We start from the raw sequence: 23169 nt of genomic DNA, 5'->3' as shown, positions 1-23169 counted from the left end.
ATCTAATTAACACATTCAGGGACTTATTCACCTACAATTTTTAGAAGCAAAACCTCAATAAACAAAAAACGGAAGCTCCTTTCGAAACTTCCGTTTTTGCGTTAGAAAGCGAAATTAACCCGCTTGATCTAACAACATATTACGAATGTGACCAATTGCCTTCGTCGGGTTTAGCCCTTTAGGACATACCGATACACAGTTCATGATGCCCTTACAACGGAACAAGCTGAATGGATCATCTAAACGAGCCAAACGTTCTTGTGTCGCTGTATCACGAGAGTCAATGATAAAACGATATGCATTTAACAAAGCTGATGGTCCAAGGAACTTGTCAGGGTTCCACCAGAATGATGGGCATGCTGTTGAACAACATGCACAAAGAATACATTCATACAAACCATCTAAATGTTCACGCTCTGACTGAGACTGTAAACGCTCTTTAGCTGGCGCAGGTTGATCATTGATCAAGAATGGGTGAATCTTGTTATATTGGTCATAGAACTGGTTCATATCTACGACCAAGTCTTTTACGACTGGCAAACCAGGTAAAGGACGAATCACAATCTTCTCTGGTAAGTCGTTCAGGTTCCACAAACAAGCCAAACCATTTTTACCATTGATGTTCACACCATCCGAACCACAAATACCTTCACGGCATGAACGGCGGAATGTTAATGTCTCATCCTGCACTTTCAACGCAAGTAACGCATCAAGCAACATACGGTGCTTATCGGTTAACTCAAGTTTATAAGTTTGCATGTACGGCGCTTTATCCTTATCAGGATCATAGCGGTAGATTTCGAATGTACGAGTGCCTCTACTCATCTTTGTTCTCCCAATTAGAATGTACGTGGCTTAGGTTCAATTGCTTCAACCGTCAATGGCTTGAAACGTACTGGCTTATATTCAAGACGATTGTCTACTGAATACCATAACGTATGTTTCATCCACTCATCATCACGACGACCATAAGAATAAGTCGGGTGATCAGGTGCTAATTCATAATCAACAACGGTATGCGCACCACGACACTCTTTACGAGCAGCAGCAGAAATCAAGGTTGCTTTTGCAACTTCATATAAATTTTCAACTTCTAATGCTTCAACACGCGCTGTGTTAAATACTTTAGATTTGTCTTTTAAATGAATGTTACGCACACGTGATTCAATCGCAAGAATTTCTTTCACGCCTTTGTCAAGCAACGCTTGAGTACGGAATACACCAGCATGGTCTTGTACGATGTCACGAATAACATCTGCAACTTCTTGTGCATTTTCACCCGTAGCAGATTCATCCAATTTACGCACACGCGCCAATGTATTTTCCAATACATCTGTTGGAAGTGGAGCATAGTCATCGCCATGATGTTTAGTCACATAGTCAATGATATGTTCACCCGCTGCTTTACCAAACACAACAAGATCAAGCAATGAGTTCGTACCTAAACGGTTTGCACCATGTACAGACACACAAGAACATTCGCCAATTGCGTAAAAGCCTTTAACAGGTTTTACATAATCACGCGTACCTTTATAGGTATATTCTTTCGAATCTTTATCATAATGTGCAGAAAACTCACCTTCTTCCACGCCATGCGGTACAACCACTTGACCATGAATATTGGTAGGAATACCACCCATTTGATAATGGATTGTTGGTACAACAGGAATTGGCTCTTTGGTACAGTCAACGTTTGCAAACTTCTTACCAATCTCAAATACAGATGGTAGACGCTTCATAATCGTCTCAGCACCCAAATGCGTCATATCCAATAAGATATAATCCGCTTTAGGACCACAGCCACGACCTTCTTTAATTTCTTGGTCCATAGAACGTGATACGAAGTCACGTGGTGCCAAATCTTTTAAAGTCGGAGCATAACGTTCCATAAATGGTTCGCCGTCTTTGTTACGAAGGATACCACCTTCACCACGACAACCTTCAGTCAACAATACGCCCGCGCCCGCAACACCTGTTGGGTGGAACTGCCAGAATTCCATATCTTGTAATGGAATACCTGCACGCGCCGCCATACCAAGACCGTCACCAGTATTGATATAAGCATTGGTAGATGCGCGATAAACACGACCTGCACCACCAGTAGCAAATAATGTTGCTTTGGCTTGGAACACAGCAATATTACCTGTTTCTTGGTCAATCGCTGTCACACCAAGTACGTCGCCTGCTTCGTTACGGATTAAATCTAATGCAATCCATTCAACGTAAAACTGAGTCCCCATTTTCACGTTGCTTTGATACAAAGTATGAAGCAATGCATGACCAGTACGGTCAGCAGCAGCACAAGCACGTGGAACAGCTTTTTCACCGTAATTTGCAGAGTGACCACCAAATGGACGCTGGTAGATCGTACCATCTTCATTACGGTCAAAAGGCATACCTAAGTGTTCAAGCTCATAAACAACTTTCGGTGCTTCACGCGTCATAAACTCGATTGCGTCCTGATCACCCAACCAGTCAGAACCTTTAACCGTGTCATAAAAGTGATAGTGCCAGTTATCTTCCTGCATGTTACCTAGCGACGCACCAATACCACCTTGAGCAGCAACCGTATGCGAACGTGTTGGGAATACTTTGGTCAATACCGCAACTTTTAAACCCGCTTGAGCAAGTTGGTAAGCAGCACGCATACCAGAACCACCACCACCGACGATAACTGCGTCAAATGATAGGGTTTGGATGTTTGAATAATTTTCTTTAGGGGTAGTTGCCATGATCTCTTCCTATCAATTTGCCCAGAAAATCTGGATACCCCAGATTGCGTACACGAATACTGAAATAATCACAGCAGTAGTGAGCACAAGGCGTAAACCTGAAGCCGAAGGACCCATTTGACGAGTCGTTACATAATCAGTAAAGACTTGCCACATACCAATCCAAGCGTGTGCAACCAGTGATAACACTGCTAATAAAGAAAAAATCTTCATTGGCAAAGTCAACATAAAGCCAGCCCACTGTTCATAACCGAATCCGCTATTGCAAAGGATCCAACCGAATATAACAACAGTATAAGCAGCCAACACCACAGCACTAACACGCTGGATGTACCAATCGCGAGAACCTGAACCTGTTAAACCTGTAGCACTTTTCATCAGAACATAATCCATACGAAGGCTGCGACAATACAAACCGCAGACAAGATTAATGAAACTGTAGCTGCAATACGACCACTTTGTAACTCTTCAGCAAAACCGACATCAGCAAGCAAATGCTTGATCCCTGCGATGAAGTGGAAAATTAGGCCGGCTACAAATACCCATACGATAAAACGTACACAGATATTTCCGAAAACGACATTTTTAACGTAGTCAAATCCTTCTGGCGAAGATAAAGATTTATCCAAAATCCATAAAAGAACTGCGACGAGTAAGAAAACGATTACACCTGATAGACGGTGTAGAATTGATGCAATAGCCACGGGTGAGCGTAAATTTACCGCTAACACTTGACCCATGGACAAATTGACAGGTCTGTTGCTTTTCACAGCGGGCATCCTGTAGGTAGAAACTCCAACTGGAGTTTGTTTGAATTAATTCAAAGGAAAGCTGGCATTGTCAGGCAAGAACAGCACATGCCTAACCTATATATAACGACACCGAATTATAAGACGTGAAATATCAAAATACAAACAATCAGATTTCGCTTTAGTCTAAAAACCCATTAAATAAGAATCATTCACGAGTGGAGCGACAATAACAATGATAAACCACCAAATAAAAATAAGATATCCACATGTTTTTTAAAGATAAAAATAACAAGGGATTATTTATAAATATTTTTCACTTCCATTGATTTTTTCTTGTTTATTTCATAAAAAATACACGTTTTTAGCGTAAATTCAGTGCAAATCACACCGTTATAAATATTGTCAAAAATAATACCCCCCATTTATATATTAAATATGAATAATCAATAATCTATTCCTTGCGATCTCATACAAAAAAGAAGTGAGTTTTTTTTATACAAACAAGCGCACCACAATGAATCAATTATTCCAAAATGAATACACATTTCCAGTATTTTTTCAATGACTATTCAGCTCTAAGCCACGAGGTATATAGGATTTTGAATTATTCTAAGTCTTTATTTTATAAGCACCAAAATATTGCCGAAATAAAAATTTACTTACAATTGTACTGATGCTTCATTTTTTTTATGCACCTGAAACATGATTTGACATATTATACTCGACCGGTGCTGTGATTTTACTCAGTTTTTCCTTTGATACTGAATGACTAATTGACTGTAGCAACGTCATTTTTTATCCCTAAGTATAATTGACAAAATTTTAGTAGCCACTAATCTTATAGCAAATTTTGACACCGTCTGATTCGCACATGACAAGATTAGGATTTCGAGTCAGATAATCATTCACCAGGACAGGAGATCTATTGAATGTCTGCAGCAACTGGCAAAAAAGCCGTATTACAGCTTGATGGCAAAGAAATTGAATTACCAATTTACAGCGGCACATTGGGCCCAGATGTAATTGACGTTAAAGATGTATTGGCATCGGGTCACTTTACTTTCGATCCTGGTTTTATGGCGACAGCTGCTTGCGAATCTAAGATCACATTCATTGATGGTGACAAAGGTGTGTTATTACACCGTGGCTATCCAATTGATCAATTAGCGACTCAAGCAGACTACTTAGAAACTTGCTACTTATTGTTAAATGGTGAGCTTCCAACTGCTGAACAAAAAGCAGAATTTGACGCTAAAGTGCGCAACCATACGATGGTTCACGATCAAGTTAGCCGTTTCTTTAATGGTTTCCGTCGTGATGCTCACCCTATGGCGATCATGGTTGGTGTTGTTGGTGCTTTATCTGCGTTCTATCACAACGCTTTAGATATTGAAGATGTTAATCACCGCGAAATTACCGCAATTCGTTTAATTGCAAAAATCCCTACTCTTGCAGCTTGGAGCTACAAGTACACAGTAGGTCAACCATTCATTTACCCACGTAATGATTTAGGTTATGCAGAAAACTTCTTACACATGATGTTTGCAACACCTGCTGACCGTGATTACAAAGTAAATCCTGTGCTTGCTAAAGCAATGGATCGTATCTTCACGCTTCATGCTGACCATGAGCAAAATGCGTCTACATCTACAGTACGTCTTGCTGGTTCTACAGGTGCTAACCCTTACGCATGTATCTCTTCAGGGATTTCTGCACTTTGGGGACCTGCTCACGGCGGCGCAAACGAAGCTGTACTTCGCATGTTAGATGAAATCGGTAGCGTAGAAAACGTTGCTGAATTCATGGAAAAAGTGAAGCGCAAAGAAGTTAAACTCATGGGCTTCGGTCACCGTGTGTATAAAAACTTTGATCCACGTGCAAAAGTCATGAAACAAACGTGTGACGAAGTTCTTGAAGCACTTGGTATCAATGATCCTCAGCTTGCTCTTGCAATGGAACTTGAGAAAATTGCACTGAACGACCCGTACTTCGTTGAACGTAAGCTTTATCCAAATGTCGATTTCTACTCAGGCATTATCTTAAAAGCAATCGGTATCCCAACTGATATGTTCACTGTTATTTTTGCACTTGGTCGTACCGTTGGCTGGATCAGCCACTGGTTAGAAATGCACGCATCTCCGTACAAAATCGGTCGCCCACGTCAGCTTTATACTGGCGAGACTCAACGCGATATCAAACGTTAATTTTAAAACAAAGTTAATGTTTAAAAAGCTGCCATATGGCAGCTTTTTTTTATTTGAAAATCAAAAGAGCATCCGCAATCAACGCATCAATCATCATCTTCCAATAAACGCATCAAATTATGGCTAATACCATTTGCCCGTAACCATGCCAATTCATAACTCGCCTTAGCCAAAGCCAATACACGACGCTCAAACTCATCCCAGATCGGCTTTACTTGCTTATCAGTCACACCCAAACCACTATCATGGGCAAGTTGTTTATTTTTTTCACAAAGCTTTAGGGCATGATAAAGCTTACGCCCTCGGCTCGCGGTGTCTAGTATGCGGATATGCCGACTATGAATAAAACCTTCAACATGCTGGAGATCAGCATTGGGCAACAACGGAACCAAAATTTGGTCTAGCTGCGCATCTAAGCGCCGCCACACCGCCAATCTTTGTTCTGGGTTATATGTATTCCATTGAATGACTTCATGATTAAAACGGCGACAACCACGACAAACCAAATCACCAAACACCGTTGAACAACGCCCTGCACATGGAGTCAATGATGGAATTCGACGATCACTACTCAAAACCAACTCCTATAAAACCATATTAATTTTATGGTTTTCTCGCTTATTTTCAGATTTCGCGCTAAAATGTGCGCCTTAATTTTCCTATCTTAATACATTTGGAGTTATCCATGAACGCTACTGTAGAACAGCTTGCACCTGTAGAACAGCAAGCGACCACAAATTGGGTTGTTGCGGCACTATATCAATTTAAAGAAGTTTCAGATGCAGCTGATCTGCAACAACGTCTTTTAGACTTAGTGAATCGTATCAATTTGTGTGGAACTCTGATTGTAGCTTCAGAAGGAATTAATGGCACAGTTGCAGGTGATCGTGCAGCAATTGATACAATTCATCGTTTTTTACTAGATGAAGGTTTTACGTCAATGGAATACAAAGAGTCTCATAGCTCTGACAAACCATTCCGTAAAATGAAAATCAAACTTAAAAATGAAATTGTGACTTTAGGCGTAGAAGTTAAACCACGTGATTTAGTGGGTCACTATCTTGACCCAAAAGAATGGAACGAACTGATTGCGCGTGATGATGTGATCTTAATTGATACACGCAATGACTACGAATATAAAGCAGGTACATTTAAGGGTGCAGTTGATCCTAAAACTGAATCTTTCCGTGAATTTCCAGACTACGTAAAACAAAACCTTGAGCAGCATAAAGACAAAAAAATTGCCATGTTCTGTACAGGTGGTATTCGTTGTGAGAAATCAACCTCCCTACTCTTACAAGAAGGGTTTAACGAGGTTTACCACCTTAAAGGTGGTATTTTAAAATACCTCGAAGAAACCCCTGCCGAAGAAAGTCTTTGGGAAGGTGAATGCTTTGTCTTTGATGGTCGAACTGCGGTGACGCACGGTGTTGAAGAAGGTGAAAACATCAAATGTCATGCGTGTGGTTGGCCTCTGACCAAAGCTGAATCAGAGTTATCAAGCTATGAACACGGTGTTTCATGTGCTTACTGCATTGATAAAACAACGGACAAACAAAAAGCAGGCTTCCGTATGCGTCAATCACAAATTACTGCTGCAAAACGCAAACGCCTATAAGCGTGTATACACCAGAATTTCAAAAGCCTTAGTTCCGACTAAGGCTTTTTTGTTTTGTTAAAACGGTTAACCAATACCTTATTGAGCATTCATCGAATCGCAATTAAGCTGCTTTAAATTCACAAATAACGTTCAAAGGCACTATGGGGCTAGAAGATTGGGTCTTATCGATCATGGAGAAACTAGGTTATCTAGGTATCGCGTTTCTCATGTTTCTCGATAATGTTTTTCCACCTGTACCATCAGAAGTGATTATGCCCTCAGCGGGCTACACGGCTGCGAAAGGTGACCTGAGTTTGATCGGTGTGATTATTGCAGGAAGTGCAGGCTCACTGTTAGCCGCAATGCTGTTGTATTGGGTTGGTCGAAAGATTCCACAGCAACACTTATTCAATTTCATCGCACGTTATGGCAAATATTTAAGAATAAGCACAACTGACTTGGAAAAATCTTTAACTTGGTTTGAAAAGCACGGGCATCGTGTTGTCTTTTTTGGTCGAATGATTCCAGCAGTTCGCTCGCTGATTAGTATTCCTGCGGGAATGAGCAAGATGCCTTTTGGTAAATTCATGACGTATAGCGCTGCTGGAACCATAATTTGGACCAGTTTTCTTGCCTGTGTCGGTTATTATTTTAGTGAAAATCAGGCATTAATGACCGCGGTCATACAACGCGTCGGTTATATCATTTTAACCATTGCTGTCTTTTATATTTTGTGGCGATTGGCAAAGAAATTTTACTTATCAAAAAGATAAATTGTAAATAAAGATGGAGGTTTTAAAAATGCAACATGATTTTTGGCATAACAAATGGAAAACCAACAGTATCGGCTTTCATCAAAACCAGCCTCACACCTTACTTACAAAATATTTTCCGTACTTAAATTTAGCAAAAGGCGCAACCATTTTTGTTCCTCTATGCGGTAAAAGCCTAGATATAAACTGGCTCATTGAGCAAGGCTATCATGTGATCGGAATTGATCTTAGCCCGATTGCTATTCAAGATCTGATTTTAGACTTGGGACTCACTTTTCAAGAAGCCAAAATAGGTCACTTGACTCATTTTCAGCATACTCAGATTGACCTCTTTGTCGGTGATTTCTTTGCGTTAACAGCAGCCCAAATCGGTAAGATTGATGCAATTTATGATCGAGCAGCACTGATCGCACTACCAGATCAAATGCGCACATCATATACGCAACATCTTTTAAAAATCACAAACCAAGCACCACAATTACTTATCAGCCTAGACTACGATCAAAAACTATTAGCAGGACCACCCTTTTCTGTTCCTGAATATGAACTAGTGGCACATTATGCAAGTTATTACGATATTAAATTATTAGCATCAAATACTGAAAATCTAAAAGGCAAACTCACCGCATATGAACATGCTTGGTGTCTAAGCAAACATTCGACGAATGATTAAACTTTATCTCGGACACAAAAGCATTGATTAGTCTCTTTAGCGATCAATGCTTTTGATCTACCCAAGTCATCATAAGATTTAGCTCAAACCAAACCTGAGTTGACTTGCTCTCATCTCAGCACTCAACCAGTCTCGAAACAGCACCTTACGCATATCATCTTCAAATGGCTGAGCCGACAATAAAAAATAAGCAGAACCATCCTGATATACAGGATGAAGCAGCTCCAGCATCTGATATTTTATCTCCCTTTCAACCATATACGCAGATACAACAGTAGCCCCTAATCCAGCTAAACAAGCTTCAATACATAAATAAAAATGCTCAAGTGAGGATTTCTTGCAGTCTTGATACTGTCCTTTGTGAGTCTCTTTAAAGTGTTGCCATAGTCTTGGTCTTGATGTGGAAATAAACATCTGCTTAGCGTATTGCGAATTATTTTTTGCAGCGACACACAACATATATTCATCTGCAATTTTTTCACTATAAATCGCCTTCCCCCAATCAAAATCATCACGCCTAAGAGCTAAGTCTATATTTTGATCCTTAAAATCGACCGCTCCACCACCCGTGAAAAGACTGACCTCAAACTCAGGATAAAGCTGTTTAAATTGCACCAACCGTGGAATCAACCATTTCATTGCAAGGGTTGGCTCACACGAAAGGACTAAATTTCTTTGTGCTTTAGTCTTATCTTGCAACTGCACCAAACATTGATCAATGTGCTGAAAAACTTGCTGGCAGCAATCGAACAACACCTCGCCTTCACTGGTTAAGCGTAACGTTCTAGCTTCACGGATAAATAAGCTAAAACCCAAGCTATCTTCCAGATTTTTAAGCTGCTTACTGACCGCTCCTTGAGTCACAAATAACTTTTCCGCAGCAATCGTCATACTTTCATAACGCGCCACATAATAAAAAAACTTAAGTGAATTCAAGGATAACCGCTCTATCATTCCAAAAACTCATACATAAATAAGAATTAATTTCGATTTTCAATATAACAAATATATGAAAAATATAAAGATACTTAGAATCAATATTTCAGGAATAGATGAGTGAATGAACTAATAGCGATAACTGTGGTCACGATACTTGCCGTTATGAGTCCCGGTGCAGACTTTGCCTTGGTCACGCGGAATAGTTATCTCTACGGTCGAAAATCTGGAATCTGGACTGCCTATGGAATCGCTTGCGGTGTTTGGGTCCATATCAGTTACAGCTTAATTGGATTAACGTTTCTGCAACAATCCCTTCCAAACCTAATTTATATTATTCAATACATTGGTGCAGCTTATTTGGTCTATATTGGCTACAAAACGTTCACTCAAGCACCCGTTATTTTTGATCAAAACAGTACAGATATAACTAGCAGACAAGCATTCAAACATGGCTTTTTAACCAATAGTTTTAATCCTAAAACCACTTTATTTGTGATCAGTATCTTCTCGCAAATTATGACCTCAGAAAATAATATAAGCAGACTTTTTGCTTATGGCATTTTTATATCTGGTAGCCATTTACTCTGGTTTTGTTTAATTGCTGTCTTTTGCTCTACCCAAATGATTAGAAATAAAATTTTCGCCAAACAAGTAGCAATCAATCGTATTATTGGTGTTGTACTCAGTGCTTTAGGTCTGAGTTTATTGTTTGCAAATTTATAGTGCTGAATAGAGCAACTCCACTCAATGATCACCCTATCTTTAACTTGCAATAGTTGAAAAAAAACGTCCTCTAGGGACGTTTTAATCTTTTACACAGATCGTAAGCGACTAAACTTAGATCGTTGAGACTTATTTAGCTGGCGTGTGGTACATTAAATAAAGCTCATTCAAATTATCTGGAATTTCTTCAGCTAATTCGTCCATCAACTGACCATTACGACGGAAAGATTCCATTTGTGGATCTTCTTCATCAATCCCACTAAACACCATGATCGGCAAAGTTAGATCAATCAACTGCTCTTCGAACTCAGGTGCAAACCAAGCATCTTCATTTAAGAACATCGCATCAACAAAACCAACGCTCCAATCACCCAAGCTCGATTCCACATCTGCTTCTTCGATTTCAAATGGAAATTCGATTCCATCTTCATTGGCTAAATTTTGGCGAAGCGCCTCCAACCAAAGTTTGATTTGCTCAATCACTTCAGTTGGAACTTTCTTTTGATTGCTGTCGAATAACTCATCTAACCAACGATCAAATTTTGGGCCGACCGCAATCGCACACAAAAAGCCATGAGTCGCAGCAAAATCTAGACCGTATTCGTTTTGATCACCGTCAAGATAATTACTCAATAAGTCTAAATCTAACGTGCTCATTCTCTATCCAATTCTAAAAATTCATCCACAACAGCATAACATTTTAGGACATAAAGTCTCAGCAATTTTGCTTAGTCTTCGTCATCAAGATCATCGTCGTCGAAATCATAGTCAAAATCTTTTAATTCTCGTTCCAAACGGCGCTGAGCCAGTAGATCATCAATTAAACGGCGCTTTTCTAATGATTCTTTAGCGGTGAGTTTACTTGACGACTCATCAAAACCAGCATCGTCCTCACCGTAGTTATCATCATCTAATTCAAAATCTGTAGAAGACACTAACACTACCTCGTAATGCAAAAATATAAATGGGTCTAGCCGCTATTTATCTGTCTTAGATTTCCGTGTCAAGTTTTATTTGATTTTTTCGCTATAAAATGATGTTTTGTACTTTTTTTCGGCGGTTTTTTTGTGTATTTATAGTCTAAGGACATCACCAATAAAAAACGCTTTTAGGAATTTAAGTCTTGAAAAATTATTGCTTAACCCCATATTCAACACACGACCTTAAAATCAAACATATTTTTTATTTAAAGCAAACGGATCAAATCCAAAACATTCCCAGTGAATTGTGCTATCATGCACGGTTTTTCACCGCCACAGATTCAACAAAGAGTAAGCAAAGATGAGCGATATGCATTCCCCTACTTCACAAGTAGCGGCTCTGATTAGCCGAGGCAAAGAACAAGGTTACTTAACTTACGCTGAGGTTAACGATCATCTCCCAGACTCAATTACAGAAAGTGAGCAAATTGAAGACATTATTCAAATGCTTCAAGATGTCGGTATTCCTGTGCATGAACGTGCACCAGAAACCGATGACACCATGTTTGGTGAATCTACTGAAACAACAGATGAAGTTGCTGAAGAAGAAGCTGCTGCTGTATTAGCGTCGGTTGAAAGCGAACCTGGTCGTACGACTGACCCTGTACGTATGTATATGCGTGAAATGGGTACAGTTGAACTCCTTACTCGTGAAGGCGAGATTAGTATTGCAAAACGTATCGAAGAAGGTATACGTGATGTTTTACATTCTATCGCATACTGGCCAAACGCAGTCGAAGTGGTATTACAAGAATATAATGATTATTTAACAGGTGAACGTCGTCTTGCCGATATTCTGTCTGGTTATTTAGACCCAGAATCTGACGAAGAAATCCCTGAAGTCATTGAAGAAGCAGAACTTGTAGAAGAAACTGATTCTGTAAAAACAACCAAAGAAGTTAAACTAGACGATGATGACGAAGAAGAATCTGAAAGCGATGATGATTCTGAAGCTGACTCAGGTCCAGATCCAGAAATTGCTAAAGCGCGTTTCACTGAATTAGAAAGAGCTTGGAACGAAACAAAGACGGTTATCGCAGAGCATGGTCGCAATAGCGAAGAAGCAAAAGTTGCGCTCGAGTCACTCGCAACCGTGTTTATGATGTTCAAATTTACCCCGCGTCTATTTGACATCATTTCTGAAATGATTCGTGGTACACATGAACAAATCCGTACCAATGAACGTGAAATCATGCGCTATGCAGTACGTCGTGGTCGTATGGATCGTCACCAGTTCCGTACTTCGTTCCCTGAGCAAGAATCCAACCCAGCATGGTTAGATGAGCAAATCGCGAAAGCACCTGCTGAGATCAAAGGACATTTAGAAAAAGTTCGTCCTGATGTATTGGCTTTCCAACAAAAGATTGCCGATATCGAGAAAGAGCTTGAGTTAAACGTTAAGGATATTAAAGATATTTCTAAACGTATGGCTGTTGGTGAAGCGAAAGCTCGTCGCGCTAAGAAAGAAATGGTTGAAGCAAACTTACGTTTAGTTATTTCGATTGCGAAAAAATATACCAACCGTGGTCTGCAATTCCTCGATCTTATTCAAGAAGGTAACATCGGCTTGATGAAAGCCGTAGATAAGTTTGAATATCGTCGCGGTTATAAATTTTCGACCTATGCAACTTGGTGGATTCGCCAAGCAATCACGCGTTCGATTGCGGATCAGGCACGTACCATTCGTATTCCAGTACACATGATTGAAACCATCAACAAGATCAATCGTGTTTCTCGTCAGCTACTTCAGGAAATGGGGCGTGAGCCTACACCTGAAGAATTGGGCGAACGCTTGGAAATGGACGAAGTTAAAGTTCGTAAAGTACTAAAAATCGCAAAAGAACCGATTTCGATGGAAACACCGATCGGTGATGATGAAGATTCGCATCTTGGTGACTTCATTGAAGATGGCAACATCACTTCTCCAATTGATGCAGCCACTTCAGAAGGTCTAAAAGAAGCAACCCGCGAAGTACTTGAAAACTTAACTGAACGTGAAGCGAAAGTATTGAAAATGCGTTTTGGTATCGATATGCCAACCGATCATACTTTAGAAGAAGTAGGCAAACAGTTTGATGTAACACGTGAGCGTATTCGTCAAATTGAAGCAAAAGCTTTGCGTAAACTTCGCCACCCTTCTCGCTCAGAACACTTACGTTCATTCTTGGAAAACGACTAATATTTGGGAAGTTTTGCGCTACGATCAAAGCTTGAGAAGCATACGCTACAAGGTGATCGTGCAGGACTTGAAGTTAAGCACTTCATCCCCATTTATCTATTAGATCAAAAACGCCTGCGCTGATGCAGGCGTTTCAAATTAAAGAGGTTGCTCATGTTAGACCGCACTCCTTCTCGTGAATTGCAAGAACATCTTTGGGTTTTCCCAATGGACTATCCGATCAAATTGATTGGTAATGCAGGGGATGAACTTCGAGTGGCTGTTGTTGATATTTTGCAGAAGCACTTCCCTGAATTTGATGGCGAAACAGTAAAAGTTCAGCCTTCACGTACAGGCAAATACCATTCTTTAACAGCGCAATTGCGTTTTGAAGAATTGGAACAAGTTCATGCCTTATACGCAGATCTTGCCGCTTGTCCTTTAATTAAGACAGCGCTTTAATGAAGAAATCCAAAATACGAAAGTGTTTTGGATTTTTCTTTTAAACGGGAAAAGATACGCAAAAACTTAGATCATGACACAGCGTTTTAACGGTTCTCTGTTTATATCATTCAAATAATTACATAAAGTTGAAAAAACCAAAGGAAATAAGGTTGTAATGAGCGTTGATCATAAGCCCTCTTTAATCATTCGTTGCTTCAATGATCTACAAGACTACACAGATCGCTTTGAAGCCATGAAAATCTTTACCGAAACTCGGGATGAACATACACCTGATGAGGTCTGGTTATTACAACACCAAGATGTACTGACTCAGGGACAAGCTGGCAAAGCCGAACACATCCTGATGCATAGTGATCTCCCGATCGTTCAGACTGATCGTGGTGGACAAATCACATGGCATGGCCAAGGACAACTCGTGGCTTATTTCCTCTTTGATTTAAATCGCTTGAAATGGAATGTGCGTAGCTTAGTTAGTTTCACTGAACAAGCTATGATCGATATACTTCAACAATACCAAATTAAAGCCTATGCCAAGTCCGATGCTCCTGGCGTTTACGTCGATGACCGTAAAATCGGTTCGCTCGGTTTTAAAATTCGCCGTGGTCGGAGTTATCATGGTTTAGCGCTCAATATTGATTGTAACCTTGCGGGTTTTCAAACCATTAATCCTTGTGGATACGCAGGTTTAGAAATGGTACGCTTACAAGACTTGCTGAAGAATCACCCAAGCTTTGAGCAAGTCAGTCAGGATTTTATTTGTTATTTACAGAATACAGATTTCTTTCGTGACCTCTCAGTCAAATCTGAATAAACTACTTTTCAATTTCAAAAAAATAAATTAGAGTAAATACTCTAAATTTGCTTTTGCATAATTTTAAAAAGGGATACGCAAGTGATTTCAACCAAAGCAGTGAAGCCCACTTTGCAACTTGCCTACGTCAAACTCATGATGGATGTCGTGGGTCGCGGTTTAGTCATGGCAAGTCAAGTGGATGATGAAGTACACGAGGAAGTGTCAAAGTTTCCTGTTCATTTTATACTTTCAATGAATGTGTTTCCAAATGGACCTGCATTTGTTGCACGAGTGACAGAAGATAAAACATTAGAGCTTTTATCTAACTACAAAGGCAAGCCTGATTTAACCATTACCTTTAAACATTTGACCCATGCTTTCTTGGTTTTCTCTTTTCAGGAAAGTACAGCTCAAGCCTTTGCCAATGATCGCATGATTGCTGATGGCGATGTATCCAGTGCAATTCGTCTAGTACGTTGCTTAAATAAAATGGAAGCGTTGATCTTGCCTAAATTGGTCGCTTCACTTGCAGTAAAACGCTACCCAGCTGAATTGACATTAAAAGAAAAATTCACAGGTGCAAAAAACATTTATCTCAAAGTCGCTAAATCATATTTCAAACGGAGCGCTTAACATGGCTAAGCCTTATTACGAATTTTTCTGTCCTGTAAAAGTCATTGCTGGTAACGCTGCGTTAGAGCACATCCCGTTTGAACTCGCGACTTTAGGCTCTAAACGTCCGCTCATCATTACCGACAAAGGCGTACGTGCAAACGGTTTGCTTAGCCCAATTGAAGCTGCGTTCAGCACTACGGATGCAGTCATCGGTGCAATCTTTGATGATGTTCCACCAGATTCAAGCTTAGAAGTTGTGCGTTTAGCAGCTGAACTTTACCGCAAACAAAACTGTGATGCGATTATCGCGATTGGCGGTGGTTCTGTCATTGATACCTCTAAAGCAACTAACATCTTAGTATCTGAGGGCGGCGATGACCTACTCCAGTACTCAGGTGCGCATAACCTACCAAAACCATTAAAACCATTCTTTGTTATTCCGACTACATCAGGTACTGGTTCAGAAGCAACCATGGTGGCTGTAGTTTCGGATACGCAACGTAATGTAAAACTGGCTTTTGCATCATATTACTTGATGCCACATGCTGCGATTCTTGATCCACGGATGACCATGACGCTACCGCCTCATCTGACAGCGATGACAGGTATGGATGCGCTTACACACTGTGTTGAAGCCTATACATGTTTAGCTGCGAATCCATTAAGCGATGCTTATGCGAGTGCAGGTATCAAAAAGATTAGCGAAAACTTATTTAAAGTTTTAGACAATCCAAGTGATGCCCAAGGTCGCTTAGAACTAGCGCAAGCGTCAACTATGGCAGGGATTGCATTCTCTAACTCAATGGTTGGCTTAGTGCATTCACTTGGTCATGCTTTGGGTGCAGTTGCTCACCTACCTCATGGTTTATGCATGAGTTTATTCCTGCCGTATGTGTTGGAATACAACAAAGAAGTGAATGGTCAAAAAATTGGTGAGTTATTATTGCCACTTGCGGGTGCAGACATCTATTCTCAAACGCCAGCAAACCAACGTGCAGATAAAGCAATTGCGACAATTTTGACCATGCGCGATCGTTTATATAGCCTGACCAAACTCCCACGTACATTACGTGAAACAGGTAAAATTACCGAAGCACAACTGGATGAAGTGGCAGAAAAGGCTTTAAATGATGGTTCTATCATTTACAATCCAAAAGAAGCCAACCTTAAAGAACTTCGTGAGATTTTACAAAAAGCATGGTAATTCAATTATTTAAATAAATAATTATTACTCAAAACCCTGATACCCTACCCTTGCCGTGCAACCAAAGCATAAGGAGCATGACTCCGCAAGAATGGTACTCAGGGTTTTTTGTATTTCAAGTGAACCCATAATTCATCTACTTTTCTCCCCAATTGGCAAAAAAATTGCTAAAAAAGCATAAAAGGGCTGACAATTTATGCCAATTTAGGATAGATTGGCGCACTTCGCTTTTTTTTCTGTAGGGGGGATCATTTTCGTCTCGAATGATCCTTAAACCATAGCTGATCCTTGATCAACGATAACGAGGGTAACGCCGTTGACAAACATCTCTGGGACTCAATCAGCAGCTAAACTGCAAAAAACATTAGGTCTGTGGCACGTCATCATTATTGGTTTGGCATATATTCAACCAATGACGTTATTTGATACTTTCGGTCTAGTGTCGGAAGCAAGTAATCACCACGTTCCAACCTCTTATATCTTCGCACTGGTTGCCATTTTGCTGACATCGATTAGCTATGGACATATGATTAGACGCTATCCATCGTCTGGTTCAGCCTATACCTATGCTCAAAAATCGATTCATCCGAATGTCGGTTTTATGGTGGGCTGGTCGTCTTGGTTAGACTATCTACTGTCACCAATGGTCAATATCATCCTTGCAGGAATTTATCTTACTGCACTATTCCCAAGTGTAAATCATTGGGTTTGGGTGATTCTATTGACGGCCTTTATGACGGGCGTTAACTTACGCGGTGTGCGTTTCGTTGCAAACTTTAATAGTTGGATCGTATTGGTACAGTTAATTGTTATCGGTACATTTACCTACTTGGTTTACAGCAAATTGCAGATGAGTGTAAACGCGGATGGTCCGATCACTGCCGAAACCCAATACCAACTCTGGAGTTTAGAACCATTCTGGAATGAGCTCACCTCAGTTGGTGCGTTAGTCACTGGTGCAACCCTGCTCTGCTTCTCATTTACCGGCTTTGACTCATTGAGTTCACTTGCTGAAGAAACCAAAGATACTGAGAAGACTCTGCCTAAAGCAATTTTCTTAACTGCTTTATTTGCAGGCGTAATCTTCATTATCAGCACGTATTTCATTCAGCTTTATTTCCCTGGTAACCCAAGCAGTTACTTTAAAGATATTGCTGAAACCCAACCTGAGATTTTACTGTTGGTGGGTGGTTCATTATTCCAATCGTATGTATTGGCCTTTGCAATTGTAACGGTCATGGCTTCAGGAATTTCTGCCCATGCAGGCGTCTCTCGCTTGATGTATGTGATGGGTCGTGATGGCATCATTAACAAAAAGATCTTTGGTCACATCAGTCCAAAAAGTTTTACACCTTCATACAACATCGTGATCGTAGGTATCGTGGCGTTGTCTGCAGGCTTTATGAAACTCGATACAGTGATTTCATTAATCAGTTTTGGTGCTTTAACAGCCTTTACCTTTGTAAACTTGTCGGTAATCTCACGTTATGCACTACGTGATGGTCGAACCAAGAATATAAAGGACATCATCTACTATGTGGTCGTTCCATTATGTGGTTTTATCAGTATCTTTGCCTTATGGCTCGAGATTGAAGAAACAGCATTGAAATATGGCTTATGGTGGGCGATGTTTGGTGTGCTATACCTCGGTTATAAAACCAAGGGCTTTAAGTACAATGCACCACAATATAATGAGTTTGACGATAAACACTAATTTAGTCGCTATCTGACTCATAAAGAAAGGTGCAGTTCATAGAACTGCACCTTTCTTTTTACGCATTAGAAAGACGATCTACGATTGTTTTTACACGTTGGGCATAGTGTTTTGCTGTCTCTAAATCCCCTGTAGGAATTTCGTCAACACTCGCATCTGATGGCGACTGGACCAATAAGCCAACCGATCCCCCCAAGTTATTGATATCTTCACGTTTTGCTGCCTTAGTATTGGCAGGAAGTAAGCCTAGGCTCACCCAAATACCACCGTGCTGTGAAGCCAAGGTTTGTAGTTGAATTAACGTCACTTGCTTATCACCATTTAAGCTTGCACTGTTGGTAAAGCCAGCAAACACCTTATCTTGCCAGCCTCGTGTAAACCAATTTTTTGAAGATGCATCAGCAAACTTTTTAAACTGCCATGGTGCAGCACCCATATAGGTAGGCGCACCGAAAACTATGCCTTGTGCGTCATTTAGTGTTTGCCAATCTTGTTCTGTAATCTCTCCATTTTGATCAATTTCAATCAAAGAAGCTTGTATAGCGTGAGCAAACGTTTCTGCAATAACTTTGGTATGACCATAGCCTGAGTAATAAACAACCGCAATTTTCGTCATGAGATATCCTAAATTTTTAAAAAGTTCGATTTAATGATATATTTTAGAAACTAGCTGTCAATTAGTTACCAACTGGTAACTAGGGATATTTAATTGAAAATTTGAGGGTAATCAGCATGACAAAAAACTTAAAATACAATATTTATCAACAACATTGCCCTGCTCGATTATTCTTCGAAAAAATTGCTGATAAATGGGTTTTATTGATATTGAACAAACTTGAGCAGGAAACACAGCACTTTAATTTGTTGAAAAAAAGCATTCAAGGCATCTCACCAAAAGTACTATCACAAAAACTAAAAATGCTTGAGCGAGATGGTTTTATCCAACGAAAAGTACAAAATACCTCCCCCATTCGCGTTGATTATTCGTTAACTTTATTAGGTTTAGAGATCGCAAAAATGGCGTATCAACTCAAAGATTGGGCTGAGCAAAATATTGAAGAAATCATACTGGCTCAACAACGTTTTGATGAAATACAAGCAGAACAAACTGAATAATATCGAGAGGTTTACATGTATCCACAACCCTTAATTGCTGTTGTCGATGTAGAAAAAACCAGTCAGTGGTATCAAACCATACTAGGCCTAGACAGTGGACATGGCGGCAAAGAATATGAACAGTTAATGTTTGAAAAGCGCATGGTGTTACAACTTCACCAATGGCAAGCACACGAACACCCTCATCTTGGGTGTCCAGAGTTACCGATCGGAAACGGTGTTTTATTATGGTTTGAAAGCGCTCAATTTGATGAGCTTGTCGAAAGATTACGAACGCATCAAGTCGAAGTTTTAGAAGGTCCTCAATACAATGCGAATGCGCATCATCGAGAGGTTTGGTTTAAAGACCCAAATGGATATACATTAGTTGTAGCCAGCACGTATGGTGATATTTAAAGAGTTGATCAAATCAGATCAACTCTTTAAAGCCTTGTTGCCTCCACGCCTCATACACAATTACAGCCGTGGCATTGGATAAATTCAAACTTCTTGAATTTTCAGCCATTGGCAGACGTATCCACTGCTCTGGTGGAAACATCATGCGCACCTGTTCAGGTAAACCTCGCGTTTCAGGCCCCATCAGCAAAGCTATAGGACGATTCAAATCAACTGTATGCGGTGTAGCAGTTCCTTTGGTGGTGAGCGGAAAGACATGCTCCACACCTTTGGCTTTTAAATTAGCAAGACATAACTCAATATTGTCCCAAATTTGCATTCTTGCCCATTCGTGATAATCCAGTCCTGCACGTTTTAACTTTTTATCATCTAGCTCAAAGCCTAAAGGTTTAACTAAATGTAGTTGCGCACCTGTATTGGCACATAAACGGATGATATTACCTGTATTCGCTGGAATTTCAGGTTCGTATAGGACGACATGAATCACAAATTTTCTCTACTTTTCATAATTCTCCCTAATCCCCCTTTTTCAAAGGGAGGAACTCCTCTCTTTTTTAAAGAGAGGCTGGGAGAGATTTTATTGCCATTTTAACTGTTCACGTAGACTGACTACTTCACCAATAATGGTTAAAGTCGGCGCTACGATTTGATGTTCAGATACTTTGGTGGCGATGTCCGCCAATGTTCCCACCACCACTTTTTGCTCAGGGGTTGTACCTTTAGAAATTAAGGCAACAGGCATGGTTGGGCGCTGACCATGAGCAATGAGTTGTTGGCAAATGCGTTCCAAACCAACCAAGCCCATATATAAAACTAAAGTTTGATTTTCATAAACCAGTTCATTCCAAGGCAGTTCAGGTGAACCCTCCTTTAAATGCCCCGTGAGGAACCGTACACTTTGGGCATAATCACGATGTGTCAACGGAATACCTGCATAGGCAGAGCAGCCTGAAGCAGCAGTAATACCAGGCACGACTTGGAAAGTGACATTTGCTTCAACCAACTCTTGAATCTCTTCGCCACCACGACCAAAGATAAACGGATCGCCGCCTTTTAGACGACAAACGCGTTTCCCTTGTTGGGCATACTCAACCAGCAAGGCATTGATGCCATCTTGTGGCACAGAGTGATTGGAACGTGCCTTACCCACATAAATCTTAGTGGCATCACGACGACAAAGTTCCATAATCGGTGCTGAAACCAAACGATCGTAAATCACCACGTCGGCTTGTTGCATGAGACGTAATGCTTTTAATGTCAATAACTCAGGATCACCCGGCCCAGCACCGACCAAATAGACCTCACCCTTGGGTGCAGTCCATTCAGTGAGTGCTTGCTGAATCAGATCATTTGCCACGTCAAGATTGTCATTGAATACCTGCTCTTTGAGCGGGCTGGCATACAAATTTTCCCAAAAGATACGACGTTCATCAGGATTGGAAATTTTTGCTTTAACTTTTTTACGCCATTGGCCAGAAAACTCAGCCAATTTACCCATGCCGTGTGGTACGAGAGTTTCAATTTGAGTGCGAAGTTGTCGAGATAAAACAGGTGATGCCCCATTAGAGGCAACTGAAATCACCAACGGTGAACGATCAATAATCGCGGGTACCATAAATCGGCAGTGTGGAATATCGTCCACACTATTCACTAAAATATTACGCTGTTCGCATTGCTCAAATACCGTTTTATTCACTTCGGCTTGATCTGTTGCCGCAATAACTAAGCGATATGGTGTTCCCAAAATATTTTCAGAAAAAGCCGTTTGAATATATTGCCCTGATGATTTTTCTAACAATAAACGCAGTTCAGGCTCAATATCTGGTGCAATAACATCAACAATTGCACCAGCTTTGACTAGCAGATTTGCTTTGCGGTAGGCAATATGCCCACCACCCACAATCAGACAACGTTGCTGTTGCAACTTTAAAGAGATTGGGAAAATATCCACGCTATGCCTCTATATTTTTAGATCTGATTGAGTTAAAGCAAAAACTATGCACAAATTCGATGCATTTTAGTCGATATACGAAATACCACCCATATATGGACGTAAAACCTCAGGAATTTCGATAGAACCATCAGCACGCTGGTAGTTTTCCATCACAGCAAGTAGAGTACGTCCAACTGCTAAACCTGAACCATTCAAAGTATGCACCAATTCGATCTTCTTCTGATCCACACGGTAGCGTGCTTTCATACGACGTGCTTGGAAATCGCCCATATTCGAACAACTAGAAATCTCGCGGTAAGTTTCTTGGCTTGGTACCCACACTTCTAAGTCATAAGTCTTGATTGCACCAAAGCCCATATCACCACCACAGAGCAAAATTTTGCGATATGGCAGACCTAACGCCTGCAAAATGCCCTCTGCGTGTGCAGTTAAATCTTCGAGTGCCTGCATTGAGTGCTCTGGCTTGACGATTTGCACCATTTCGACCTTGTCGAACTGATGTTGACGAATCAAACCACGTGTATCACGCCCATAAGAACCTGCTTCACTGCGGAAACATGGTGTATGTGCAGTGTATTTAAGCGGCAAACGGTCTGCATCAATAATCTCATCACGTACAAAGTTCGTTATTGGCACTTCTGCTGTTGGAATTAAATAGTATTCTTTTTCGCCTTGAAGCTTAAATAAATCTTCTTCAAATTTTGGCAATTGACCTGTACCACGTAAGGTATCCGCATTTACCAAATACGGAACATAAGCTTCGGTATAACCATTTTTAAGCGTGTGTGTATCCAACATAAATTGGGTTAAGGCACGTTGTAAACGAGCCAAAGGTCCTTTCAATACACTAAAGCGTGAACCCGTGAGTTTGGTGGCAGTTTCAAACTCAAGACCGCCCATCCATTCACCAAGATCAGTGTGGTCTTTAATGTCAAAATCAAATTGACGCGGTGTGCCCCACTTCAAAATTTCTACATTATCACTTTCATCTTTACCTGCGGGTACAGACTCATCTGGCAAGTTTGGAAGCGCAAGCGATTTTTGTTCAAGTTCAGCTTGCAACTCAGCCAAAGCTACTTCAGCCGCTTTGATTTCATCACCAATGGCTGCCATACGCGCCATGATTTCTGAAGCATCTCCACCCGACTTTTTGATCTGACCCACTTGCTTTGCACCAGCATTACGCTCTGCTTGTAAGTTTTCAGCTTTGGATTGCAAATCTTTACGGCGTACTTCTAAATCAGCCCACTCTTGTACGTTGAGCTGAATACCACGTTTTGCCAAAGCAGCATTTACCACTTCGATATTATTTCTAAGTAATTTTGGGTCGATCATAATCAATCATGAATAGAGAAAAAACTGGCTATAGTGTAAGGCT

General features: G+C 40.5%; 25 protein-coding genes. 13 read left to right on the top strand and 12 right to left on the bottom strand.

Translation table 11 applies throughout. The annotated features are described in order from the left end of the window. Positions 1 to 114: 114 nt before the first annotated feature. From F903_RS06410 to sdhC, 4 genes are read right to left on the bottom strand one after another with little or no spacing between them, the layout of a single operon-like run. Complete coding sequence (locus F903_RS06410) at positions 115 to 825, bottom strand: succinate dehydrogenase iron-sulfur subunit (protein WP_004669199.1); 711 nt, start codon at positions 823 to 825, stop codon at positions 115 to 117. A 14-nt stretch (positions 826 to 839) separates the two neighbouring features. Further along, positions 840 to 2735 carry a succinate dehydrogenase flavoprotein subunit gene (gene sdhA, locus F903_RS06405; RefSeq protein WP_034594936.1) on the bottom strand — a complete coding sequence of 632 codons (1896 nt, stop codon included), beginning with the start codon at positions 2733 to 2735 and terminating at the stop codon, positions 840 to 842. A gap of 9 nt (positions 2736 to 2744) precedes the next feature. Further along, positions 2745 to 3110 (bottom strand): succinate dehydrogenase, hydrophobic membrane anchor protein, encoded by a 366-nt coding sequence (gene sdhD / locus F903_RS06400; RefSeq protein ID WP_004669203.1) that lies wholly within the window; start codon positions 3108 to 3110, stop codon positions 2745 to 2747. After that, a complete protein-coding gene (gene sdhC, locus F903_RS06395; RefSeq protein WP_051064201.1) occupies positions 3110 to 3511 on the bottom strand; it encodes a succinate dehydrogenase, cytochrome b556 subunit in 402 nt (133 codons plus the stop codon). Before sdhC ends, sdhD begins: the two co-directional genes overlap by 1 nt. 902 nt (positions 3512 to 4413) lie before the next feature. Here sdhC and gltA point away from each other — a divergent pair. Next, on the top strand, positions 4414 to 5688 hold the full coding sequence (gene gltA / locus F903_RS06390) for a citrate synthase (RefSeq protein WP_004669207.1): 1275 nt from the start codon (positions 4414 to 4416) through the stop codon (positions 5686 to 5688). Positions 5689 to 5774: 86 nt separating this feature from the next. Here the strand turns inward: gltA and F903_RS06385 are convergent, their stop codons facing one another. Beyond that, the gene (locus F903_RS06385) at positions 5775 to 6263 is read right to left on the bottom strand and encodes a DUF1289 domain-containing protein (RefSeq protein ID WP_005195556.1); all 489 of its coding nucleotides are present in this window, start codon (positions 6261 to 6263) and stop codon (positions 5775 to 5777) included. 110 nt (positions 6264 to 6373) lie between these two features. On the opposite strand from F903_RS06385, the gene F903_RS06380 reads away from it, so the two are divergent. The 3 genes from F903_RS06380 to tmpT all read left to right on the top strand — a co-directional run bounded on the left by F903_RS06380 (position 6374) and on the right by tmpT (position 8734). After that, positions 6374 to 7306 carry an oxygen-dependent tRNA uridine(34) hydroxylase TrhO gene (locus tag F903_RS06380; RefSeq protein WP_004669211.1) on the top strand — a complete coding sequence of 311 codons (933 nt, stop codon included), beginning with the start codon at positions 6374 to 6376 and terminating at the stop codon, positions 7304 to 7306. A 143-nt stretch (positions 7307 to 7449) separates the two neighbouring features. Next, positions 7450 to 8061, top strand: coding sequence for a DedA family protein (locus tag F903_RS06375; protein WP_005195555.1), 612 nt, complete (start codon positions 7450 to 7452; stop codon positions 8059 to 8061). A 28-nt stretch (positions 8062 to 8089) separates the two neighbouring features. Continuing rightward, positions 8090 to 8734, top strand: a complete 645-nt coding sequence (gene tmpT, locus F903_RS06370; protein ID WP_005195554.1) for a thiopurine S-methyltransferase — start codon at positions 8090 to 8092, stop codon at positions 8732 to 8734. A 78-nt stretch (positions 8735 to 8812) separates the two neighbouring features. Here tmpT and F903_RS06365 read toward each other — a convergent pair whose 3' ends face one another. After that, complete coding sequence (locus F903_RS06365; protein ID WP_005195553.1) at positions 8813 to 9688, bottom strand: LysR family transcriptional regulator; 876 nt, start codon at positions 9686 to 9688, stop codon at positions 8813 to 8815. Positions 9689 to 9790: 102 nt separating this feature from the next. Between F903_RS06365 and F903_RS06360 the strand changes: the two genes are divergently transcribed. Next, positions 9791 to 10396, top strand: coding sequence for a LysE family translocator (locus F903_RS06360; protein ID WP_005195552.1), 606 nt, complete (start codon positions 9791 to 9793; stop codon positions 10394 to 10396). Positions 10397 to 10525: 129 nt separating this feature from the next. On the opposite strand, the gene F903_RS06355 is transcribed toward F903_RS06360, so the two are convergent. Further along, positions 10526 to 11053, bottom strand: coding sequence for a YecA/YgfB family protein (locus F903_RS06355; RefSeq protein ID WP_004669221.1), 528 nt, complete (start codon positions 11051 to 11053; stop codon positions 10526 to 10528). Positions 11054 to 11124: 71 nt separating this feature from the next. After that, positions 11125 to 11331, bottom strand: coding sequence for a PA3496 family putative envelope integrity protein (locus F903_RS06350; RefSeq protein WP_004669223.1), 207 nt, complete (start codon positions 11329 to 11331; stop codon positions 11125 to 11127). Between the two features lie 346 nt (positions 11332 to 11677). On the opposite strand from F903_RS06350, the gene rpoD reads away from it, so the two are divergent. The 6 genes from rpoD (at position 11678) to F903_RS06320 (ending at position 18325) form a co-directional block, all read left to right on the top strand. Next, positions 11678 to 13555: an RNA polymerase sigma factor RpoD gene (gene rpoD / locus F903_RS06345; protein WP_004669224.1), complete on the top strand. Its 1878-nt coding sequence runs from the start codon at positions 11678 to 11680 to the stop codon at positions 13553 to 13555. A gap of 153 nt (positions 13556 to 13708) precedes the next feature. Next, positions 13709 to 13996 (top strand): YbeD family protein, encoded by a 288-nt coding sequence (locus tag F903_RS06340; RefSeq protein WP_004669225.1) that lies wholly within the window; start codon positions 13709 to 13711, stop codon positions 13994 to 13996. Between the two features lie 157 nt (positions 13997 to 14153). Further along, positions 14154 to 14810, top strand: coding sequence for a lipoyl(octanoyl) transferase LipB (gene lipB, locus F903_RS06335; protein ID WP_005195551.1), 657 nt, complete (start codon positions 14154 to 14156; stop codon positions 14808 to 14810). Between the two features lie 81 nt (positions 14811 to 14891). Beyond that, complete coding sequence (locus F903_RS06330) at positions 14892 to 15425, top strand: hypothetical protein (protein WP_004669229.1); 534 nt, start codon at positions 14892 to 14894, stop codon at positions 15423 to 15425. 1 nt (position 15426) lies between these two features. After that, complete coding sequence (locus F903_RS06325) at positions 15427 to 16611, top strand: iron-containing alcohol dehydrogenase (RefSeq protein ID WP_004669231.1); 1185 nt, start codon at positions 15427 to 15429, stop codon at positions 16609 to 16611. Between the two features lie 316 nt (positions 16612 to 16927). Next, positions 16928 to 18325, top strand: coding sequence for an APC family permease (locus tag F903_RS06320; protein WP_005195549.1), 1398 nt, complete (start codon positions 16928 to 16930; stop codon positions 18323 to 18325). Between the two features lie 58 nt (positions 18326 to 18383). Here the strand turns inward: F903_RS06320 and F903_RS06315 are convergent, their stop codons facing one another. Beyond that, complete coding sequence (locus tag F903_RS06315) at positions 18384 to 18941, bottom strand: flavodoxin family protein (protein ID WP_005195548.1); 558 nt, start codon at positions 18939 to 18941, stop codon at positions 18384 to 18386. Positions 18942 to 19057: 116 nt separating this feature from the next. Between F903_RS06315 and F903_RS06310 the strand changes: the two genes are divergently transcribed. Then, entirely contained in the window at positions 19058 to 19441 is a 384-nt protein-coding gene (locus F903_RS06310) for a winged helix-turn-helix transcriptional regulator (protein WP_005195547.1), read from the top strand. Between the two features lie 15 nt (positions 19442 to 19456). Beyond that, positions 19457 to 19837 (top strand): VOC family protein, encoded by a 381-nt coding sequence (locus F903_RS06305; RefSeq protein WP_005195546.1) that lies wholly within the window; start codon positions 19457 to 19459, stop codon positions 19835 to 19837. Between the two features lie 13 nt (positions 19838 to 19850). Here the strand turns inward: F903_RS06305 and F903_RS06300 are convergent, their stop codons facing one another. From F903_RS06300 to serS, 3 genes are all read right to left on the bottom strand, one after another. Next, a complete protein-coding gene (locus F903_RS06300) occupies positions 19851 to 20324 on the bottom strand; it encodes a tRNA (cytidine(34)-2'-O)-methyltransferase (protein WP_005195545.1) in 474 nt (157 codons plus the stop codon). A gap of 90 nt (positions 20325 to 20414) precedes the next feature. Then, entirely contained in the window at positions 20415 to 21788 is a 1374-nt protein-coding gene (cysG, locus tag F903_RS06295) for a siroheme synthase CysG (RefSeq protein ID WP_005195543.1), read from the bottom strand. 66 nt (positions 21789 to 21854) lie between these two features. After that, positions 21855 to 23126: a serine--tRNA ligase gene (gene serS, locus F903_RS06290; RefSeq protein ID WP_005195541.1), complete on the bottom strand. Its 1272-nt coding sequence runs from the start codon at positions 23124 to 23126 to the stop codon at positions 21855 to 21857. Between the last annotated feature and the right edge of the window lie 43 nt (positions 23127 to 23169).

Origin of the sequence: Acinetobacter sp. NIPH 298 (genome assembly GCF_000369505.1) — a bacterium.
Lineage (GTDB): Bacteria > Pseudomonadota > Gammaproteobacteria > Pseudomonadales > Moraxellaceae > Acinetobacter.
The sequence above is the reverse complement of the archived record's forward strand: the minus strand, read 5'-3'. Positions and strand labels throughout refer to the sequence as shown.

Bases quoted from the DNA above. Each gene is read 5' to 3' on its own strand.
- F903_RS06375 (WP_005195555.1), top strand. From the start codon at position 7,450: ATGGGGCTAGAAGATTGGGTCTTATCGATCATGGAGAAACTAGGTTAT.
- sdhD (WP_004669203.1), bottom strand. From the start codon at position 3,110: ATGAAAAGTGCTACAGGTTTAACAGGTTCAGGTTCTCGCGATTGGTAC.
- F903_RS06340 (WP_004669225.1), top strand. From the start codon at position 13,709: ATGTTAGACCGCACTCCTTCTCGTGAATTGCAAGAACATCTTTGGGTT.
- F903_RS06365 (WP_005195553.1), bottom strand. From the start codon at position 9,688: ATGATAGAGCGGTTATCCTTGAATTCACTTAAGTTTTTTTATTATGTG.
- tmpT (WP_005195554.1), top strand. From the start codon at position 8,090: ATGCAACATGATTTTTGGCATAACAAATGGAAAACCAACAGTATCGGC.
- F903_RS06355 (WP_004669221.1), bottom strand. From the start codon at position 11,053: ATGAGCACGTTAGATTTAGACTTATTGAGTAATTATCTTGACGGTGAT.
- sdhC (WP_051064201.1), bottom strand. From the start codon at position 3,511: ATGCCCGCTGTGAAAAGCAACAGACCTGTCAATTTGTCCATGGGTCAA.
- lipB (WP_005195551.1), top strand. From the start codon at position 14,154: ATGAGCGTTGATCATAAGCCCTCTTTAATCATTCGTTGCTTCAATGAT.
- F903_RS06410 (WP_004669199.1), bottom strand. From the start codon at position 825: ATGAGTAGAGGCACTCGTACATTCGAAATCTACCGCTATGATCCTGAT.
- rpoD (WP_004669224.1), top strand. From the start codon at position 11,678: ATGAGCGATATGCATTCCCCTACTTCACAAGTAGCGGCTCTGATTAGC.
- F903_RS06315 (WP_005195548.1), bottom strand. From the start codon at position 18,941: ATGACGAAAATTGCGGTTGTTTATTACTCAGGCTATGGTCATACCAAA.
- serS (WP_005195541.1), bottom strand. From the start codon at position 23,126: ATGATCGACCCAAAATTACTTAGAAATAATATCGAAGTGGTAAATGCT.
- F903_RS06325 (WP_004669231.1), top strand. From the start codon at position 15,427: ATGGCTAAGCCTTATTACGAATTTTTCTGTCCTGTAAAAGTCATTGCT.
- F903_RS06380 (WP_004669211.1), top strand. From the start codon at position 6,374: ATGAACGCTACTGTAGAACAGCTTGCACCTGTAGAACAGCAAGCGACC.
- F903_RS06310 (WP_005195547.1), top strand. From the start codon at position 19,058: ATGACAAAAAACTTAAAATACAATATTTATCAACAACATTGCCCTGCT.
- F903_RS06305 (WP_005195546.1), top strand. From the start codon at position 19,457: ATGTATCCACAACCCTTAATTGCTGTTGTCGATGTAGAAAAAACCAGT.
- gltA (WP_004669207.1), top strand. From the start codon at position 4,414: ATGTCTGCAGCAACTGGCAAAAAAGCCGTATTACAGCTTGATGGCAAA.